This is a genomic window from Streptomyces anandii JCM 4720 (assembly GCF_014650655.1).
Lineage (GTDB): Bacteria > Actinomycetota > Actinomycetes > Streptomycetales > Streptomycetaceae > Streptomyces > Streptomyces anandii.
Window position 1 is genome coordinate 118951 of the sequence record NZ_BMVJ01000020.1, and the last position, 4671, is coordinate 123621.

A 4671-nucleotide genomic window follows, 5' to 3' on the forward strand; every position below is an offset into this window, starting at 1 on the left:
CACGGCCGAGACGCTCCGCGCGCACCTGGTCGGGCGGCTGCCCGCTCCGGTCGTACCGGCGCTGCTGCTGGCGCTGCCCGCGCTGCCGCTGATGCCCAACGGCAAGGTCGACCGGCGCGCCCTGCTGTCGTACACCGGCACCGCCGCGGCCACCCCCCATGTCGCGCCGCGCACCGCGACCGAGAAGGCGCTCGCGCGGATCTGGTCCGACCTTCTCAAGAAGGACGAGATCGGCGTCGAGACGGACTTCTTCGAGACCGGCGGGCACTCCCTCCTGGCCACCGTGATGATCACCCGGGTGCGCAAGCTGCTCGACAGCGACCTGACCCTGCGCCAGGTCCTGGAGCAGCCGACCATAGCCCGGCTGGCCGAGGCGATCGACGCCGGCCGGCAGGCCACGACGGCCGAGCGGGACGGTGAACTGGTCGCCCTGTCCGACGCCGGGCCCGGACGTCCCCTGTTCTGCGTCCACGGCATCGGCGGCGACGTGCTCGCCTTCCGCCAGCTGGCCCGGCTCATGGCCGACACGGGACCGGTGTTCGCCTTCCGGGCCCAGGGCACCGGCCTGGGCGAGCGGCCGCGCTCCGACATACGGCAGATCGCCGCCGCCTACCTGTACGAGATGCGGCAGGTCCAGCCCACAGGGCCCTATCGTCTCGCGGGCTGGTCGGTGGGCGGACTCATCGCCTACGAGATGGCACGCCAGCTGTCCTTCGACGGCGAGCGGGTCGAACTGCTCGCCCTGATCGACTCCTACGCCCCCGGAGCCCGCGCCTACGACGGCTTCGACGCGGAACCGGCCGAACGCGCGGCCTCGTTCGTGGCGGAGCTGGCCGGCACCGGCTTCGACGGACCGGCCCCCGACCCGGCCGCCCTCGCGGCGGCGGGCCCGGCCACCCCGCGCGAGGCCGACGGCACGGACATCGAGCTGCGCCGGCGCTTCAGTGTGTACCTCGCGCACTCCAAGGCCGCCTCGAAGTACCGCCCCGCGGCCCGGCCGGTGGAGGCCGACCGGCTTCTGCTGCTGCGTGCGCTGGAGCAGCCCAGGCCGGAGGGGACCTCGCCGGCGCTCGGCTGGGAGCCGTTCCTCGGCGCGCCGGACGAGTCCGGCCAGGACGCCCCGGTGCCGGGGCGGTTGCAGGTGCCGGCCGTCCCCGCGGACCACTACTCCGTACTGCGGCGGCCGGCCGTGGAGACACTGGCCCGGCACCTGCGGACGGCCCTCGCCGCAGCAGAGCGGTAGGACAGTCACCACCCCCGCCGGGGAGTGTGAGCCCGCCCCGCGAGGGTCGCGTCACCTCCCCGCGGGGGCCATCCGCACCCAACGCACCACCACCGCCGCACCGCAATCGGAGGTACCCGATGATTCCGCCGTCCCCCCTCGCGGGCGAACGTTTCCGCGCGCTCGGCCCGCGGCACATCGACGAGATCGCCCGCCGCCACGGCCTTTCCGAGCCGCTGCGCACCTCGGTCCGGGCCATCTCGCATGTCCTGCCCTTCCGCGTCAACGAGTACGTGCTCGACCAGCTCATCGACTGGGACCGGGTGCCGGACGACCCCCTGTTCCAGCTCACCTTCCCCCAGCCCGGAATGCTGGGCGGGAACGACGAGAGCGAGTTGGCCAAGCTCTCCTCGGACCGGGGCGACCGGCAGCTGCTGCGCGAGAAGGTCTCCGAGGTGCGCCGGCGCCTCAACCCGCACCCCTCGGGGCAGCGGCTGAACGTGCCGAATCACGCCGGGCAACCGCTGCCCGGTGTGCAGCACAAGTACCGCGAGACAGTGCTCTACTTCCCCGGCCAGGGCCAGACCTGCCATGCGTATTGCACGTACTGCTTCCGCTGGGCCCAGTTCATCGGCGACGCCGACCTGAAGTTCGCGGCCCCGGCCCCCGGCGGGCTCGTGGACTACCTCGGTTCCCATCCCGACGTCCACGACGTACTGATCACCGGGGGCGACCCGATGATCATGTCCACGGAGCGGCTGCGCAGCCACATCGAGCCGCTGCTGGCCGTGGACACGGTGCGCACGATCCGGATCGGCACCAAGTCGGTGGCCTACTGGCCGCAGCGCTTCGTCACCGACCAGGACGCCGACGACGCCCTGCGGCTTTTCGAGCAAGTCATCGCGTCCGGGCGGCAGTTGGCAGTGATGGCACACTTCAGCCATCCACGGGAGCTGGAGACCGACGTGGCGCGCACCGCGCTCGCCCGGATCCGCGCCACGGGTGCCGTCGTGTACTGCCAGGCCCCTCTGATCGCGCACGTCAACGACGACCCCGCCACCTGGAACACGCTCTGGCGGCTGGAGTTGGCCGCGGGCGCGGTCCCGTACTACATGTTCGTGGAGCGGGACACCGGACCCCAGGAGTACTTCCGGGTGCCGCTCGCCCAGGCGGTGGACATCTTCGCGCGGGCCTACCGCACCCTGCCGGGCCTGGCCCGCACAGTGCGCGGCCCGGTGATGTCGGCGACGCCCGGCAAGGTGGTGGTCGACGGGGTCGAGGACACCCCCGAGGGTTCCTTCTTCCGGCTGCGCCTGCTCCAGGCCCGCGATCCGGAGCTGGTGGGCCGGCCGTTCAGGGCCCGCTTCAGCCCCGACGCGGCCTGGCTCGACGACCTGGAACCCGACCCGGCCACCCCCGGCGACGTGCGTGCGGCGCTGCAGTGGCCGCCCCAGTGAGGACGAACGCGGCCGACCTGCCCGCCACGGCCCGGCGGCCGAGCGGCATCGCGCGGACGCCTCGGAGCACCGCGGCCGGCGTGAGATCTCGACTCTTCGCTGTACTCGCGGGGCCGGTGTGATCAGGCCGCCACGAACTCGTCCGCCTGCTACGGGTCCTGATCCTCCCACCGCCCCGACGACCCGGTCCAGGAGCGGTTCTACGGCCCCATCGAGGATTCGGACCGAGCGGCGGCCGCCGTCGTCGCCGAGATCGCCGAGGAGCGGCATCCTCATGGCGCGGGTCGCTCCGGCCTGGCTGCTGCGGCCCCGGGCGGTCGTCGCGCCGGTCACAGTGCGACGCGTAGGACACCGGTGTCCGATCAGCCAGAATTCCAAGGTCAACGAAACAGAGAAGCCCCAGGTCAGAGTCCCGACCCGGGGTTCACCATGGAGCCGCTTTCGGGATTCGAACCCGAGACCTACGCATTACGAGTGCGTTGCTCTGGCCATCTGAGCTAAAGCGGCGCGCTGCCGGCACTATGGTGCGATCGGCAACGTCGGTAAGTCTACACAGTTTCGAGGGGTGCTTCGCACCCGCCCCGGAGAGGGCCGGGGCGGGGCCGGCGGTGGCCGCTACGGGCAGCGCTTTCCGCGGGCCGGCGGGGTGCCGTGGAGCAGGTAGGCGTCGATCGCGGAGTCGATGCAGCGGCTGCCGCGGCCGTAGGCGGTGTGGCCGTCGCCGTTGAAGGTGAGCAGGCGGCCCGAGGCCAACTGGCGGGCCAGGGACTGGGCCCAGCGGTACGGGGTCGCCGGGTCGCGGGTGGTGCCGACGACCACGATGGGGGCCGCGCCCTTCGCCACGATGCGGTGCGGCCCGGCGGTCGCCCGCACCGGCCAGTAGGCGCAGTTCAGGGAGGCCCAGGCCAGCCCCTCGCCGAAGACCGGGGAGGCCTTCTCGAAGGCGGGGAGCGACTTCTGCACCTGCTGGGGCGAGGCGAAGGCGGGCGGGAGGTCCAGGCAGTTCACGGCGGCGTTGGCGTACATCAGGTTGCTGTAGTGGCCGTCGGCGTCGCGCTCGTAGTAGCTGTCGGACAGGACGAGCAGGCCGGCTCCGTCGTTGTCCTTCATGGCCGAGTTCAGCGCCTCGCGCAGTTGCGGCCAGGCCGCCTGGTCGTACATCGCCGCGATGACGCCCGTGGTGGCCAGCGCCTCGCCCAGGCGGCGGCCGTCCGCGTCGCCGGTGGGGATGGGGTGCGCGTCGAGTTTGCGGAAGAACGCCGCGAGGCGGTCGCCGGCCTGCTTGGGCGTCGTGCCGCGGCCGCCGAGGGGGCAGTCGCTCTGCCGCACGCAGTCCTTCGCGAACGACTGGAACGCCGTCTCGAATCCCGCCGTCTGGTCCAGGTTCAGCCTGCGCGCCGACAGGGACGGGTCCATCGCGCCGTCCAGGACCAGCCGGCCGACCCGCTTCGGGAACAGCCCGGCGTACGTCGCGCCGAGGAACGTGCCGTAGGAGGCCCCGACGTAGTGCAGCGTGCGGTCGCCGAGCGCGGCGCGCAGGATGTCCATGTCGCGTGCCGCCTCCACGGTGGAGACGTGCCGCAGCAGCCGGGGGTCGTGCGCCCCGCAGCCGTCCGCGAACTTGCGGTAGGCGCCGACGAGCGCGTCGACCTCACCGCGGTCGTCGGGCGTCATGTCGGTCTGCGTGTACGTGTCCATGCCACGGTCGTCGAGGCACTCGACGGGCTCGCTGCGGGCCACGCCGCGCGGGTCCATGGCGACCATGTCGTAACGGGCGCGGACCTCGGCCGGGTAGCCGACGCCCGCGTACTGCTGCAGGTAGCCGATGGCCGAGCCGCCCGGGCCGCCCGGGTTGACCAGGAGCGAGCCGATGCGCTTGCCGGGACCGGTGGCCTTCTTGCGGGCGACGGCCAGCTTGATGTCGCCGCCGGCGGGGTGGGAGTAGTCGAGCGGCGCCTTCATCGTGGCGCACTGGAATCCGGGGACTCCGCA

General features: G+C 72.7%; 3 protein-coding genes and 1 tRNA gene. 2 read left to right on the plus strand and 2 right to left on the minus strand.

The genetic code is table 11. The features are described from left to right. Together IE249_RS28685 and IE249_RS28690 are read left to right on the plus strand one after the other, a co-directional pair. Positions 1 to 1243: alpha/beta fold hydrolase (locus tag IE249_RS28685; RefSeq protein WP_229859453.1), on the plus strand; the 1243-nt coding region annotated here is incomplete at its 5' end. 119 nt (positions 1244 to 1362) lie between these two features. Next, the gene (locus IE249_RS28690; RefSeq protein WP_189709337.1) at positions 1363 to 2679 is read left to right on the plus strand and encodes a KamA family radical SAM protein; all 1317 of its coding nucleotides are present in this window, start codon (positions 1363 to 1365) and stop codon (positions 2677 to 2679) included. A 430-nt stretch (positions 2680 to 3109) separates the two neighbouring features. Here IE249_RS28690 and IE249_RS28695 read toward each other — a convergent pair. Further along, positions 3110 to 3186 (minus strand) — tRNA-Thr (locus IE249_RS28695). Between the two features lie 108 nt (positions 3187 to 3294). Continuing rightward, the coding region (locus tag IE249_RS28700; RefSeq protein ID WP_229859454.1) for an alpha/beta hydrolase at positions 3295 to 4671 on the minus strand (1377 nt) is incomplete at its 5' end.